Genomic DNA, 13852 nt, shown 5'->3' with positions numbered 1-13852 from the left:
ATGAAAACTTTTTTACGTACCAAAATTTTTTTTAAGCATGTAAATCTTTTTAATTGACACAACCGTATATAACCAAGGAAATCTCTATCCTAATCCAAAAATGATATCGTTAAAAAACCATCCAACGGTACCTCACATGAAACTTGTGGGTACAAAAATTCGTAAAGTTCGCGAATTACGTGATTTTACACAGGAATTCATGGCCTCTCAATTAGGTAAATCACAGACGGCTTACAGCAAACTGGAACGAGGCGAAGTCGATGTATCGTTTTCGAACCTCACTCGTATTGCTGAGATTCTGGAAATTGACGTTATGCAATTATTGACCTTCGACGGGAGTTCGTTTATCGCCAATAAAGAGACGGCATCTACTACTGCCAAAGAAGTAAGTAATGTGATGGTGCAATTGGGGATATCGGATCGCGAGCGCGAACTGTACGAACGTAAGATTCAATCAATGCAAGACGAAATCTTGTTTTTGAGAAGCTTAGTTCGAGACAAAAATTGTTGAAAAAAATGGGTCCTTTAGCGCTTTTTGCAAAATAGCTGGTGGAGTTCCCACACTTGCGGAGTCAGAAGTTGACTTTCATCGTTTTTGATTACAAAATCAGCTAGTTGAAGTCGCTCATCATCAGATATTTGCCTCGAAATAATATCCCTGATTTCGGCTTCGGAACGTTGGGCGTCTCGCTGCAAAACCCGAGCGACGCGAAGCGCAACAGGGGCTTCAACAACGATGATTTTGTCGAGTGAATTGCGTTGGCCTGCGCGGGCCATAATGGCAGCTTCTTTGACCAAATAGGGTGCTTTTTTATGCCTTTTTACCCAAGCTTCGGTATCTTCTCCTACCCTTGGATGCACAATGGCATTGAGTTGCTGAAGCAGGGCGGGTTTTGAAAAAACTTCTTGCGCTACCCACCTGCGGTTGTAACTTCCGTCGGCTAGGTAGGCGTCTTTCCCCAACAGCGCTTCTACCGTTTTTTTGAGCTTTTCGTCGTTATTGAGGAGCCACTTGGCACGTTCATCGGCCGAGTAAAAAGGCGCACCAAGTGCTTTAAAAATACGGCATACCATACTTTTTCCCGAACCTATTCCTCCTGTTATTCCGATTTGTAAAGCCATGATGAATGCCGAAGTACAAATGACGACAATTTTGCAATTATTTCTTTTTCTTCCCTTTGTTGGCTTTTTTTGTTGTGGCCTTTTTGACGGGTTCTTGCTCTTTGGGTTGGGGTGCGGGAGGAGGCGTTCCCAAAAATTCGGCAACTTCAAAGCTGACAAAAACGCGCTCCGCGCTGGTTTTTAGCAGGGGCGATTGTGGATAGCGAATGGGAAGTTCTTCGTCGTAATTCCCCCTGATTTTTTGGGCAGGAACTTTCACAATCAACGTATCTGCAATATCGTTCACCAACGACGCAGGTCCCTCGAACGTCACCTTATTGGGGCGAAGGTTGATGAGACTTGACACGACAAATTTGGGAAACAGATTGAGCCCCAAGCTATCTACTTTAAGGATAGATGTTTTGACGACGCGTTCTTCAAAATCAATTCGATTTTTGTCGAGTTCTACGTGTGTAATGTCCACATCCTTTACTTGCTCATTCATAGCAGCAGCTAATGCGCTGGTATTGATTGAGTTGGTAGCCAAGGGGTTTTCGATGACGTACGTAACAGGCGGAACGGTAAAGGCGATTGATTTACGCAGAAGTGTCCAGCCACTGCCTTTAATGATGGCGTTAGCACTTTGGGGAAGTGGGTGAATGGGAATATACAACGAGTCGTTGTAAGAAATTTTAACAGGATACGGAACCCGCAGCGTATAGCCGTCTTTGTTGAGTTCGTTGAAAAGCCAAATAATCGTAGCCGCAACCAGACTAAGAATCAGGGTGCGGCTACGAGCAGGCTTTGAAGAGACAGGTAATTGTGCCACGATTAAGCAGTTGTTCCAGCTTTGCGCGAAATAGAAGATTTCTCGAATTTCATTTTAGTGCCTTTGCCGTCCACGTCAAGGGTAACGGTTGTTTCATATACTGAAATAACCGTTGCGTGCAAACCACCAATGGTAACTACTTCGTCGCCTTTTTTAAGCTCTTCCAAAAATTTCTTTTGATCTTTTTGCTTTTTTTGTTGCGGACGAATCATGAAGAAATAAAATACTCCAATGATACCTGCCCACATCACAAGCTGATAAATCATGCTAGTTTGGCCAGATGCGGCTTGTAAAAAAATACTGTTCATTCTCGTAGGTGATATGTTAGAAGTTAAGTCTAAGAAGTTTTTCGTCTTACTTGGCGGCCGTTGAGTCCGCCGTTGGGGCGGGAGTTACGTCTGCTTTAAACTGAATATCGTTGGTAGCAGGATTGGTATTGGCAAAAATAGTCACCGTTTTAAACTGAGGACCTTGCTTCCCTTTGCTATTAAAACGTACCAAGATTGTTCCTTCTTCGTCGGGGCCGATGGGGTCGCGGGGCCATTCGGGAATGGTACAACCACAAGAAGCACTCACGTTGTTGATAATCAAAGGAAAATCGCCTGTGTTTTTAAACTTGAATTTACGCTCTACTTGCTGTCCTTCGGCAATGGTACCAAAATCAACGTTTTTAATATCGTCGGCAAATTCAATTTTCGGGAGTTTATCGTCGAGGCTACTTGAGGCCGATTGGTCTTGGGTACTGCCGCAGCTCCATAAACCCCAAAGCGTCAAAACAATAAAAAGTGAACGTCTCATGGATTTGTGAATAATGGGATAAATTTAAGACGCTTGTCCTTTGATTTGTGCCATCAAACGATCGACATCTTCGAGTAGGCGTTCTGCTTTTTCGCGGGTGTCTGCCACTACTTTTTGACCTTCTGCTTTGGCCAAACTTTCGGGTAAGTCTTTGCCTTCGAGCAAGTCAGTAATAAGTCCTTGAAGCTGCTCACGGTATTTTGAAAGACGGAACGAAAGTTTGTCGCGGGTTACTTGTCCTTCAGCAGGTGCGTATAAGATTCCGATGGTTGCTCCAGTAGCTACTCCCGCTAAGAAAGCAATTAATGTTTTTGTTGAATTATTCATGGTAGTTGTACTTACTTGTTGTCTAAAAGTCCTCTTCCGCTCTTACGGATTTTACCTTCTTTGATGAGGTTTTTTGAGAGGGTATCTAAAATTCCATTGACAAATTTACCACTTTTTGGCGTACTATAATCTTTTGCAATCTCAATGGCCTCGTTGATGGATACTTTCACTGGAATGCCAGGGAAGGTAATCATTTCGGACACGCTCATTTTCAGAATCAAGTAATCCATGGCCGAAAGACGTTCTAAGTCCCAATTTTTGAGTGGTTCGGCGATAATCGCTTCAAACTCATCATTACGGTTAACGGTTTCGTCAAACAATTCTTGCATAAAAGAGCGGTCTTCTTCCCAGTCGTCGGTTAGGGGGACAATCTGCACACCACCTTCTGTCGCCGACTTGAGGGTTTTATTGGTCATTTTACGGGCCAAATCACCGTTTTCACCCCAATAAAGGTCTCTCAATTCAAAGAAATTGATGACGTCTTCGTTTTTGAGAATCACCTCTTTCAACGCATACAGTACCAATTGTTGATCTTCTTCGGGTGTGTGAGTTTTTTGGGCGCAATAAGCACGGTAGGTTTCGTCTTGACGAAAAACTTCACGGAACATCTTACGAATCAGCCCCGTTACTTCTTCTCCCCATGAAATACCGTGACGGATGAATTCGCTTTCGAGTTTTTTACTTTCCGACAACGCAATCACCACTTGGTTGGTATCAAACCCTGATAATTTTGCAATCGGATTGCTATCTGGGTCATCGTATTGACGCTCACGCTCGCTTTGTGAAAGAAAACTTAACTCAACAAATAGCTGTAACAGAAGTAAATAGGCCGAATAAATGGCCTCAACTTCGGGCGTAAGTTGGCGAGAAAGGCGTTGTTTGTCTTTTTTGTACAAATCCTCGTAATACTTGAGGGCATTCCGCGCCGTTACAACAGCCGTTGCGGGCGTGTCGTCGTCGTCAGGGATGGTGCCTTTGCGGTAATTTTCTTCGAGTAAGAGCGTGGTTATTTTTCGCATTCCCTCTAGTTTGACGGGGTCTTGAGGGGTCATGGAGTTGAGATCAGGCTTAAACGACTCCGTGATGAAATCTATGGCCAATTGGTAGTCTGCCTCGCGGGCAGCCTGAAGAGCATAGAGGCTTTGCAAAACCTTAATGCGTAGATGTCTTCGACTTAACATTCAGTCCTGAGAGTTTGTGCAAATAAGCAGCAAGGAAAAGAACTTGCTTGTGTTTCCAGCCGCAAAGGTACTTAAAAATCTGTTGCTTTCTGCCAAACTTGGCGAAGAAAATAGAAAGTAAGTAGTACAATTCCTAGTTGAAGGGCATAGTCGAGTATATAGATAGGCTGTGCGAAAACCTCCGAAATAGTGTGATAATAAGGGCTTTTTAGCCGCCACCACAGCGAAGGGTGAATCACACACAGGCAGTTAAAAAGTAGGAATAAACCTACTTCCTTGCGATTAGAGAAGTTGAGCCACTGAAAAACGTAGGGTAAAAGGAACAGAAAGATGTAATTGCTGTAGGCACTCTGTTGCGCAATCATCATCGTACCGTAAATCACAATATAGACCGCCGAGAAAGCACGGGGAAACGGCTGGTGCCTGAGTCGGTAGGCTAGGATTGTGCCAAGTCCCGTGGTGAGCAAAAGTCCTACCCAATTCCAGCGTTTGGCTCCTGCTCCCAGCACATCAAAAGTAAGGGGATTCGCCACCGACAGCCAGTTGGGGGCGCGTAGGGTGGCGGCTTCGTTCATGGGTTGTTCGAGCCAAAGCCACTCGGTGGTATGGTACAGAACGGCCAACGAAACAGCCCCTGCCACTGCCGCTGCTGAAATCCAACGAATGGGCTTGGGAACGAGAAATAACAACGCAGGCCCTACCAAAATAAAGACGGCTTTGGTAAATAAAAACCCAACGACCAGCCCAACGCCCAACCATTCGACACGTTGGGTGCGTTGCCAAACGAGGTAAGCACCAATAAACATGAGCCACATCCAGACGTCTTCTTGTCCTCCCAAAACGCATAAAACCAATGAGCCTGGCAATAAAAGGTACAAAAGGCTTCGGAAAAGCCGTTCGGAAGGTGAAATGGTATCGGCGTAAAAACGGTTGGTTGTCCAAAGTGCGCCGCCTTCCATGAGAATCATTACCAAAATAATGGCTTTTTTGTCTAGCCAAAACCACAAACCAAGGGCATTGACGTAGGGAAAGAAGGGCGAATACATGCAATAAAAATCGCGGTAAACGAGCTTTAGCTGAACGGCTTCGCGGGCTTGTCCAAAAAAACCATCGAGGTCAGAGAAGGGGGTTTGATTGAACACCACAAAAATAAGAACAAAGGGAACCAGACGTGTCAACACCCATGCGAGCAGTAGTACAAGTCGGTCGTCGTAGTTTTGTAGGTGCTTTTCTATTTTTGCACGAAACGCAATAAGCCCACCCGCAAGTCCTGCGCATAACAATGAAATGATGGTTTTTCCGACAATGACAAACATGTTAGGCGAGTTGGGGAGACGATACGTTTTTACGATACACTTGCCACAAATACCAACCAAAACAAGCAACATTGAGCACTTGAAGGGTGTATTCGAGGATAAAAAGTGGTTGAGAAAAGACCGTTAAGTCGTCGTAAGTTGGACTATTGATGTGGGTAAAAATAAAGGGTTGTACCACAAGCAACAAGTTTAAAAATAGCAAAACGACAACATCGCGTTGTTTCTTCCAGTCCACCAGCTCCATCATCAACGGAAGTAAGTACGCAAAAGCGTAGTATCCCACCGATGTAGGTTGAAAAATACTCATGGCCAAGTAAGTTGCCAAATAGGCGAGGGGCAGGGTATCTTCGAGGGCAAGGTTTCTAAAACGATATACCGCCAATACCGATACCGATAGCGTAATGACCATGCCTGCCCAGCTAAAAACGGTGAGGGTAGGGAGGCTTCCAAATAGATACGTTAGCCACGGCCGGGAGATGGTGAATAGATTGGGAGTGAGCAAGTTGGTGGTGCCCATTTGTACGGGCATCAAAAAATCAAGCTGCATAACGGCATAGAGAACCGCCAAGGATGGGACGCCTACGGCAATCATGCCGAGAAGAAAACCCCAACGTTTTTTGAGCAAAAACCACAGAGGGAAAAACCAAAAAACAAACGTAGCTTTGATGACAATCAGTCCCGTCGAAAAGCGCACGCCTAGCCCGAAGCCGTCGTTGTGACTCCGCAAGTAGGACAACATCATCCACGCGGCAACTCCCCACATCCAAATATCTTCTTGGCCGCCCAGCAGTACCATAATCATCGGCCCTGAAAGCAACATATAAAGCAAGGTGGACTTCAAGGCATCGGGCTGAGAGCGGCGTTGGTAGGCAAGGTAAGTTAGCCAAATGATGAGCGCTTCGATAAGTACCATTAACAGCACGATGGCTTTGGAACTATACCAAAGGAAAAGAGGCAAGGTGATGATGTAGGCAAAAACGGGCGCGTGAAACGAAATAAAATCGCGGTAAACCAGCTTCCACTGATAAGCTTGGGTGGCTTTTCCCCAAAAAAAAGGCACATCGCCACGCGGCGATTGGTCAAGAAATACGTAAATGATGACAAACGGAAGAAGACGAAAAGCCAAAATACCAATCAGAATGGCCCGATTCTCTTGGCGTTTTTGTTGGATTTTTTGCCAAAAAGTGTCGTTTTTAGCTCCTAACCAAATAACGACTGAGGATACTACGACGAGTACTAATTTGACATAAAATACCGTGAGAGTTGACATCATATATACTGCTGAATCGTGTCAAGGAGTTGTCTAATGTGAATATTATCGCCATGAAGGGTAAAATCGGCCTGTGAATAAAAACCAAGGCGTGATTCGTATTTTTCACGTAGGTTGTTGAGCAACTGACCATCGTTTTTCTGGTACAACGGACGGTCGTCGGTCGAGTGGCGTAAAATCCGTTCGACGATTTGTTCGGGGCTTACATCCAAAAATACACTGAGGCCGTTGGCTTTGATGTAGTCCATGTTGTCATGAAAACAGGGCATTCCACCGCCTGTTGCAATCACTAATTTGGAATCGGGCCGAATCGCGCGCAAAATGCGGGCTTCGGCTTCTCGAAAATAGGCTTCGCCTTTTTGGGCAAAAATATCGGGAATAGGCATTCCTTCTTCCTTGACAATGAGTACATCCGTATCCACAAAACGATAACGCACGTGGCGGGCAAGTTGCTTGCCGAGCGTCGTTTTGCCCGAAGAGGGGAGGCCTATTAAAAAAATATTTTTCATTTATCAGATTTCGGAACTTCCGCTCAACTTCCCGAAAGTTCAAAACTTTCGGGAAGTTGAGCGGAAGTTAGAGACTACCATTATAATTTGCCCAACACTTCCTCTTTCTCAGGCGTGGTATTGTAGTGCCATTTGCCTTTGACGGTACCATTATTCATAAGCCAAATACCTGGATTTGAACGCGAAATGGTTTTTAAAACGGTACCATCGGCCGAGTAATAAGGGATATCAAGGGCGTAAGCTTTCCGAATCTCTTGAATTTCGGCGTCGCTATTTGAAGTTAAAATCAAGGATTCAACCCCCGTACCTTTCAAAGAATTAATCAACGAACGGATTTCTGCCAAACTTGCTACGTTCAAGTCGGGGCCGTTTTTGATGATGATAATGAGCTTTTTACCCGTGAACGTTTCTTGCGTAAAATCACCTTCGTTGTTCCAAACCTTGTAGTCGGTAATCTTAGGTTTGGCGCTTTCGTTGATAAGCACCATTTCTTTGTACTTATACGTGGTGTCAGTCGGGAATTTCTCAAACTCTTCGGTTTTGCCATCTTTCTCCATGATGTATTTATAACGGAGAGGTTCCGAAGGTTGCATTAATTGAGGGATGTTGTTGCCAATTTTATAAGGCAAAAAGTCAACAGGAGGGAGGTAACGAATGGCATAAATGGCCAAAGCAATGGAGAAAATAGCCGAAAAGGCCACCAACGAACCTGTAGGAAGGCTGCGGAATACCTTGCTTTGCCAGATAAGGAATATAATCAAAACCAATAAGACAATGTCTTTGGTAAAGGAAGTCCAAGGCTTGAGTTTTAAGAAATCACCGAAGCAACCGCAGTCGGTCACTTTGTTAAAATAAGCCGAATAGAACGTTAAGAAAGTAAAGAAAACGATGAGCGCAAGCAGTATCCAATTGACTTGCTTCAAACGCCAAGAGGCAAGAAGTGCTACGCCAAGGATAACTTCGGCAGCGCACATCAGCACCGACAAATAAAGCGCAAGCGGAACCAAGGCCATCCAAAAATCGTGCATGAATGACATGTCAGTGGCAAATACCTCGAAGTATTCTTCCAGCTTGATTTGAGTACCAACGGGGTCGTTGAGTTTAACTAGACCCGAAAAAATAAAGATTCCTCCAACTAAAAAGCGGACAATGTGGGCTAAAATTTTCATTCGTTATCGTTAGATTCGTTTGGGTTGCTTTGTACTAAAAAATGGAAGTTTGCTATTCAGTATTGACTACAAATTTCAAAAATTAAGCCAAAAGTAACTGTTAATGAAAGGTTAATGTGCTTGTCCAAGTTTAATAAGACAAAAAACCGAATAGTTGATAATGTCTTGATAACCAGACTTTACACCTTCCGAAATAATCGTTTTTCCTTCGTTATCTTCAATTTGTTTGATGCGAAATAGCTTCATCAAAATAATATCAGTCATGCTACTGACCCGCATGTCACGCCATGCTTCGCCGTAGTCATGGTTCTTGTTGAACAACAATTCATGTACTTCGTTCATTTGGGTATCGTACAATTCGGTGAGCTGCGCGGCCGTAAAATCCATTCCTTTGTTGTCACCTAATTGTATCTGAATCAGGGCCATCACACAGTAGTTGATGATACCGATAAATTCAGGTACTTCGCCTTCATCCACTTTAGAAAAACCGTTTTCTTGAAGGGTGCGGATGCGTTGGGCTTTGATAAAAATTTGATCCGTAATGGAAGGAAGACGCAGAATTCGCCACGAGGGGCCGTAATCTTGGTTCTTTTTGGTAAAAATGTCTTTGCAGCGAGTGATAACACTCCGATATTCGCGCTCAGTTTGTTGCATAAAACAATTAACAGTTAATAAGGCACAGTGTGCGCCGCGAAATTATGAAAAAAACGCTGAATATCGCTGGAAAGTTGCTCGACTTGTCAACTCCGCAGGTGATGGGGATTCTCAACGTTACCCCAGATTCCTTTTTCTCAGGGAGTCGGGTGTTGCAAATAGAAGATGCCTATAAAAAAGCCGATAAAATGCTTTCGGAAGGGGCTTCGATGCTCGACATTGGTGGGCACTCAACCCGCCCAGGAGCCGATGCCGTCAGTGAAGAAGAAGAGCTTAACCGCGTGCTGCCCGTGGTCGAAATGCTGCGTAAGCGTTTCCCTGAGGCCATTATATCCATAGATACCTTTCGGGCGTCGGTGGCGCGAAAGTCCATTGAAGCAGGCGCGCATATTATCAACGACATTGCGGGTGGAAACCTCGACCCATTGATGTTTGAAGCCGTCGCCGAGCTGAACGTACCGTATATTCTTATGCACAGTCGTGGCACACCTCAAACGATGAAAGAACTCAACCAATACGACGATTTGGTGACGGATGTACTTCGGGAATTGCAAACTAAAATTTACCAACTTCGTCAGTTGGGCGTGAAAGACATTGTGGCGGATATGGGTTTTGGGTTTGCCAAAAATGCAGATCAAAACTACGTCTTGCTGCGGGAACTGCGGGCGTTTGAGGCGTTGGAAGTGCCGTTGTTGGTGGGTGTGTCTAGGAAATCAATGATTTGGCGAAAACTCGACATCACGCCTGACCAATCGCTCAATGGCACCACTGCCCTCAATACGGTAGCCATTCTGAACGGCGCAAATATCCTCCGCGTTCATGACGTGAAAGAAGCCATCGAAGTAGTTAAGTTAGTTCGATTGCTTCTTTCAAAGAATTGACGTGGGTTATTTCTTTTTAAACAAAGCTGCGTCCAACGAATATTTCCCCGCACCTGTGAGTAACAACGCCAACGAAGGGACTAAGTACAAAAGGGCGTGTTCTTTGTCGCCAAATGGGTCGCTGCCGTGAATGACAAAAGCAATGACCAAGAAAAGTCCGATTTCGATCACGGCTGCTAGTCGCGTAAACAACCCGAAAATGAGCAGCAACGGAATGAAGACTTCGCCCAAAACGGTCATAAAATGAGAGAACCGTACCCCCACGTGTAACGGGTCAGGGAAGTCGTTGGCGCCGTCGAGGAAGCTAAGTAGTTTGTCGTACCCGTGGGGAATGAGCATAATAAATACAAAAATGCGGAGTACAAGCAGCCCTAAATCAGTGTAAGTTTGTTGAGAGGATGGTTTAAAAAATGCTAACATGGTTGAAATTTGGTTGACTAAAAACGATACTTAAATTTTCTTTAACTTTCGCAAAATTCAACTTTTTATGGGACTTTCTACGCTTTTGTTTTTTGTGATTACCCTACTTTTAGGCGGGGCGGTGGGGTATGGCTTGTTTTACGTGGCCAATCGAAAAAATGCCCAATTGGGTCAGTCCACCCAATCGTCCACCATTTTGCTGGAGCGGATCGAAAAGGTGTTTAAAGTCGTCATGGCTGAAGGATACTTTACGGAAATATTTGATTATAAGGACGATAAAAAGTTTTTGTATTTGTTCAAAAATTCCAAAAAAGCCTTGGTGATTGCCAAAGCTAAGGTGCTGGTTGGTTTCGATTTTGCCAAAATGCGCTTTCGTCTTGATGAAACTACCAACCAAATGGTCATAGAGTATTTCCCTGAACCTGAGGTACTTTCCATTGATACCGATTATAAGTTTTATGACATCGAAAATGGCATCTGGAACCGCTTTAGCCACGAAGATTATACCAATTTGTTGGTGGATGCCAAACAAGCTATGAACGAAAAGGCACTGGAGGGAGATTTACCACGCATTGCCAATAATCAAATTCAGTTTATGATGTACCAATTGGCCGCGTCTATGAATTGGAAGATAAATATGCAACTCCCCGAAGCCAATCAAAAACGGCTAGAGGAGTTTAGCAATTATGACGAAGTAAACGCCGAACCTAAGCTTTTGCCCAAAGACGAAGATTGACGTGCCGCAGGTTTCTCAAAACCTGCTTGTTCGTGTAGCGGGTTGCTCACAACCCGCCTTTTTCGTGCTGAGGGTTTCTCAAAACCTGCTTTTTGTGTGCTGAGGGTTTCTCAAAACCCGCCGTAATCGTGCTTACAACCCACTATCATTCTTTGGGTTGTGAGCAACCCTTTTCGCGGTTGTGAGCAACCGCGAGCACGTTATCGCGAGCAATCACACCACTGCGAGTACACCACACAACTGATTTAGTGCAAAATCGTAAACACAAGTTCTTGCATAATGGCTTGTTCGTCTTTGGAACCTGACTCAATCCCCTTCGAAGCATTGTCGGCTTGGCGCAAGGCTTTGATGGCTTTGGCCACGTGTCCCAACGAATACTGCCGCGCCGCCGATAGGTAATCTTTCACAAAAAAAGGACTCACCCCCAACACGGAAGCAAGGTGTCCTTCCGATTTGTCTTGCGTTCCGTGAACGACGAGCACTTTGCTAAAAAAGTTATACAAAATAATAAGTACCTGTGGTAACGGATTTTCTTTTGTGTTGGCAGCGAGGTAATTAGCTATTTTGTTAGACTTAATCACGTCGCGTTGAATCAGCGCTTTTTGCAATTCAAACACATTGTATTCTTTGCTAATTCCCACGTATTTTTCCACCACAGCCGCCGTTATTTCTTCGCTGGCGGTGAGGTTGAGCAAGATTTTGTCGATTTCGCTGGTGATGCGTTTGAGGTCATTCCCAATATTTTCGACCAACATCTGAATCGCTTTGATGCTGATTTTTGCTCCTAAACTTCGTACGTGCTCACCTACCCAATCGGGAAGTTTGTTGTCGTACATCTTTTTGCACTGGACTAAAACGCCATGTTTTTCAAAAGTTTTGGGCAAGGCTTTTCGCATGTCAAAATTCCCCTGAAAACACAAAGCCAATACCGTGGATGACAACGGACGAGTGGCGTAGTCGTCCAAAAGAGCCGATTTGTCTTTGGTATCAAGGCCGTTGGATTGTTGGGCTTCTTTGACCAACACCAGTTGCCGCTCCGACATAAAGGGAAAGCGACGCGCGTAGTTGAGAATCGTACCAACATCGGCATCTTTCCCAAAAAGTACAAACTGATTAAATCCTTTTTCTGATTCGGGAACAACGGCTTTTTCAAGGGCATCGGCCAGTAAATCAATGTAATAAGGTTCGTCGCCGTGAATAAAATACAGCGGTTGAATTTTCTTTTGGCGTATTTCTTTGAGCGCTTGTTCGGGGGAAAGAACCATGTCTTGTCGTTGTTATAAAATGTCGATGGCAGAATGTCGAGGGGAGAGTGCAGAGTGTCGAGTGACAACATTCAACACTCTGCACTTTGCATTCGACACTCCCTAGTATCCTTTTTGTAAGTTTATTTGATTGTGTGGCGGTTGTCCTTCGGTAAAGCGTCGGAAATTATCGGCAAAAATAACAACTTTTCCTTCCTGTTCGTTGGCCTGTCCGCCGCCCGTGTGCTGGGTTAAAATCACGTTTGATATGCTCCAAAACGGGTGGCTACTTGGCAAAGGCTCTACTTCTGTCACGTCAAGTACCGCTCCCGCAAGACGCCGTTCTTGTAAGGCTTTTATCAACGCTGGTTCATCGACGGTAGAACCACGGCCAATGTTGGCAAATACAGCATTCGGAGGCATTGCGTTAATCATATCTGCCGTAAAAAAGCCTTTGGCCGCTCCTGGTAAGCAATTGATTACTAGGTCGATTTGGGGAAGAATGGCTAGGAGTGCTTCGGGAGTGTGAATGGTGGCATCGGGGTGTGAGCGCGCGACCATTTGAAGGCGACAGTCAAATCCCGAGAGCATTTTTTTGACGGTTTGGCCAATGCTCCCTGCGCCTAAAATCACCACTCGTTTGCCTGTGAGTAATCCCAAACGGTAGCGAATGGGCGAGCCAACCCAGCGTTTTTCGGTTTTTAACAAGGTAAGCTCTTCTAACCCTCGATAGAAAGCGAGAATGCCTGCGACGATGGTTTCGGCACAGGGCACGGAGAAGTAGTCGGCAAGGTTACAAATCGTCACGTTGGGAAGGTGTAGGTGCTTGTACCCATCAAATCCCGCCGATTCGAGTTGCCAAAATTTTAATTGAGCAGGGGCTTCCGTAAACCACGCCGCAGGTGGGTTGCCCAAAATGACATCGGCCCGACGAAACGCGTCACGGTGTTCATCCTCAGGGAGTTCTACTTTAAATAGCAACTGATGCCCCGCAGGAAACGCTTGGCGCAAGGTGTGGCGGAGCGCTTCGTTGAAGGGCGTATTTACAAAAATTTGCATTAGATTTGTGAGCTAAGTATCCTCTTTCTCGACAACCTGCTGGTTGCTCGCCCCAAAATTAACTCATTAATGCTATGCTAAATAAATGGTTGGATAAATTAAATCGCCACGACTATCCTTTTATCGACTTGTTTTACTACCTTATCGTGATTGTGGTATTCTTTCTGTTGGTCATTATTTCAAATCTGTTTTTTGATTAATAGGAGGTGCTGAGGGTTTCTCACTTGTGTTGAGGGTTTTTCATTTGTGTTGAGGGTTTCTCACAACCTACCTTAACCCCATAAGTGTACGTAATTTATTTTTAATATTGTAAATGCGCAAGAAGACACATTTTTTTGGGGATGCCCGTTTGTTAGTA

Annotated in this window: 18 protein-coding genes; 4 read left to right on the top strand and 14 right to left on the bottom strand. The window is 44.7% G+C overall.

The window, feature by feature from the left end; all coding sequences use genetic code 11:
- Positions 1 to 100: 100 nt before the first annotated feature.
- A complete protein-coding gene (locus tag FHS57_RS26645) occupies positions 101 to 511 on the top strand; it encodes a helix-turn-helix domain-containing protein (RefSeq protein ID WP_183979061.1) in 411 nt (136 codons plus the stop codon).
- A gap of 14 nt (positions 512 to 525) precedes the next feature.
- Here FHS57_RS26645 and coaE read toward each other — a convergent pair whose 3' ends face one another.
- The 11 genes from coaE to FHS57_RS26590 all read right to left on the bottom strand — a co-directional run bounded on the left by coaE (position 526) and on the right by FHS57_RS26590 (position 9154).
- Entirely contained in the window at positions 526 to 1122 is a 597-nt protein-coding gene (gene coaE / locus FHS57_RS26640; RefSeq protein ID WP_183979060.1) for a dephospho-CoA kinase, read from the bottom strand.
- Between the two features lie 37 nt (positions 1123 to 1159).
- Positions 1160 to 1930: a YbbR-like domain-containing protein gene (locus tag FHS57_RS26635; RefSeq protein ID WP_183979059.1), complete on the bottom strand. Its 771-nt coding sequence runs from the start codon at positions 1928 to 1930 to the stop codon at positions 1160 to 1162.
- Between the two features lie 2 nt (positions 1931 to 1932).
- Complete coding sequence (gene yajC, locus FHS57_RS26630; protein ID WP_183979058.1) at positions 1933 to 2238, bottom strand: preprotein translocase subunit YajC; 306 nt, start codon at positions 2236 to 2238, stop codon at positions 1933 to 1935.
- A gap of 46 nt (positions 2239 to 2284) precedes the next feature.
- The gene (locus tag FHS57_RS26625) at positions 2285 to 2728 is read right to left on the bottom strand and encodes a DUF1573 domain-containing protein (protein WP_028526766.1); all 444 of its coding nucleotides are present in this window, start codon (positions 2726 to 2728) and stop codon (positions 2285 to 2287) included.
- A 24-nt stretch (positions 2729 to 2752) separates the two neighbouring features.
- The gene (locus FHS57_RS26620; RefSeq protein ID WP_028526765.1) at positions 2753 to 3055 is read right to left on the bottom strand and encodes a YtxH domain-containing protein; all 303 of its coding nucleotides are present in this window, start codon (positions 3053 to 3055) and stop codon (positions 2753 to 2755) included.
- 11 nt (positions 3056 to 3066) lie between these two features.
- Positions 3067 to 4236 (bottom strand): transcription antitermination factor NusB, encoded by a 1170-nt coding sequence (gene nusB, locus FHS57_RS26615; protein ID WP_183979057.1) that lies wholly within the window; start codon positions 4234 to 4236, stop codon positions 3067 to 3069.
- 71 nt (positions 4237 to 4307) lie between these two features.
- Positions 4308 to 5552, bottom strand: a complete 1245-nt coding sequence (locus FHS57_RS26610; RefSeq protein WP_183979056.1) for a hypothetical protein — start codon at positions 5550 to 5552, stop codon at positions 4308 to 4310.
- Between the two features lies 1 nt (position 5553).
- Entirely contained in the window at positions 5554 to 6825 is a 1272-nt protein-coding gene (locus FHS57_RS26605) for a DUF2029 domain-containing protein (protein ID WP_183979054.1), read from the bottom strand.
- Positions 6822 to 7331, bottom strand: coding sequence for a shikimate kinase (locus FHS57_RS26600; protein ID WP_183979052.1), 510 nt, complete (start codon positions 7329 to 7331; stop codon positions 6822 to 6824). The genes FHS57_RS26605 and FHS57_RS26600 overlap by 4 nt, the downstream gene beginning before the upstream one ends.
- A gap of 80 nt (positions 7332 to 7411) precedes the next feature.
- The gene (locus tag FHS57_RS26595; protein ID WP_183979051.1) at positions 7412 to 8500 is read right to left on the bottom strand and encodes a BT_3928 family protein; all 1089 of its coding nucleotides are present in this window, start codon (positions 8498 to 8500) and stop codon (positions 7412 to 7414) included.
- 111 nt (positions 8501 to 8611) lie between these two features.
- The gene (locus FHS57_RS26590; protein WP_183979049.1) at positions 8612 to 9154 is read right to left on the bottom strand and encodes a DUF1599 domain-containing protein; all 543 of its coding nucleotides are present in this window, start codon (positions 9152 to 9154) and stop codon (positions 8612 to 8614) included.
- A gap of 44 nt (positions 9155 to 9198) precedes the next feature.
- Here FHS57_RS26590 and folP point away from each other — a divergent pair, with 44 nt between their 5' ends.
- Positions 9199 to 10035, top strand: a complete 837-nt coding sequence (folP, locus tag FHS57_RS26585; protein ID WP_183979047.1) for a dihydropteroate synthase — start codon at positions 9199 to 9201, stop codon at positions 10033 to 10035.
- A gap of 6 nt (positions 10036 to 10041) precedes the next feature.
- Here folP and FHS57_RS26580 read toward each other — a convergent pair whose 3' ends face one another.
- On the bottom strand, positions 10042 to 10455 hold the full coding sequence (locus FHS57_RS26580) for a DoxX family protein (protein ID WP_183979044.1): 414 nt from the start codon (positions 10453 to 10455) through the stop codon (positions 10042 to 10044).
- A 67-nt stretch (positions 10456 to 10522) separates the two neighbouring features.
- On the opposite strand from FHS57_RS26580, the gene FHS57_RS26575 reads away from it, so the two are divergent.
- Complete coding sequence (locus FHS57_RS26575; RefSeq protein WP_122931303.1) at positions 10523 to 11191, top strand: DUF4230 domain-containing protein; 669 nt, start codon at positions 10523 to 10525, stop codon at positions 11189 to 11191.
- Between the two features lie 245 nt (positions 11192 to 11436).
- Here the strand turns inward: FHS57_RS26575 and holA are convergent, their stop codons facing one another.
- Together holA and FHS57_RS26565 are read right to left on the bottom strand one after the other, a co-directional pair.
- On the bottom strand, positions 11437 to 12456 hold the full coding sequence (gene holA, locus FHS57_RS26570) for a DNA polymerase III subunit delta (RefSeq protein ID WP_028526755.1): 1020 nt from the start codon (positions 12454 to 12456) through the stop codon (positions 11437 to 11439).
- 102 nt (positions 12457 to 12558) lie between these two features.
- Positions 12559 to 13494: a D-2-hydroxyacid dehydrogenase gene (locus tag FHS57_RS26565; protein WP_183979042.1), complete on the bottom strand. Its 936-nt coding sequence runs from the start codon at positions 13492 to 13494 to the stop codon at positions 12559 to 12561.
- Between the two features lie 74 nt (positions 13495 to 13568).
- Here FHS57_RS26565 and FHS57_RS32005 point away from each other — a divergent pair, with 74 nt between their 5' ends.
- A complete protein-coding gene (locus FHS57_RS32005; protein WP_262889965.1) occupies positions 13569 to 13694 on the top strand; it encodes a hypothetical protein in 126 nt (41 codons plus the stop codon).
- Positions 13695 to 13852 lie beyond the last annotated feature (158 nt).

Origin of the sequence: Runella defluvii (assembly GCF_014195535.1) — a bacterium.
GTDB lineage: Bacteria > Bacteroidota > Bacteroidia > Cytophagales > Spirosomataceae > Runella > Runella defluvii.
Note: the sequence above shows the minus strand (reverse complement) of the source record. Positions and strands in the feature narration are given on the sequence as shown.